The sequence below is a fragment of the Pseudoalteromonas sp. genome, assembly GCF_036960685.1.
Taxonomy (GTDB): domain Bacteria; phylum Pseudomonadota; class Gammaproteobacteria; order Enterobacterales; family Alteromonadaceae; genus Pseudoalteromonas.
The window spans coordinates 1-590 of the sequence record NZ_JBALXK010000074.1; the positions used below are offsets into that span (position 1 = coordinate 1).

General features: G+C 40.7%; 1 protein-coding gene. It reads left to right on the plus strand.

The features are described from left to right. Positions 1-116 precede the first annotated feature (116 nt). Positions 117-590 (plus strand): hypothetical protein (locus tag V7783_RS21105; protein ID WP_335680396.1); only part of this gene is annotated, 474 nt, incomplete at its 3' end.

Below are 590 nucleotides of genomic sequence, written 5' to 3' on the forward strand. Positions count from 1 at the left end.
ATAAAGCAGATAGCTAGTGAAGAAGAAGCTGCTAGCAATCCAAAATTACAGACGGCGCTATTAAGGCACACAGAATTACTAATTAATAAATTAATCATTATTAAAAGAGAAGTAAAATGAAAAAGTTAATATTAATGATGAGCATATTCTTTTGTACGCTAAGTGCGCAAGCAGACGACTATCACGATTGGGTCATGTCCCCTGAAAATACATTCTTGGCGAGCATGGGACTTGATAGGTACTCTATGCTTGGCTTTCAAAAGAGGCCATATCTAGCTAAAGGGGTAGTACAGTTAACAATGTCGTATCCCTGCAAAGGTTGTGTAGAGGATGGGGAAAAGGTACACATAGAAAGCGTTATGCTGTCAGGTAATGGAGTTGATATAGGCGGATGGGATGATACCCACGTCAAAGGGTTATCGAGTGGGCGTGTAGCATTCACAGGTAGAATAAGTGAAGCGCTAATGGCTGATGTACTGGCGACCCCTAAGTTAGTCGTAACAATGAAGTACTACCCAGTGTCCAGCTTGATTCATTCCACTGGAAATTTTCCTTGGTTGAGACTACTTTTGCTAAATCCATGCCTTTTA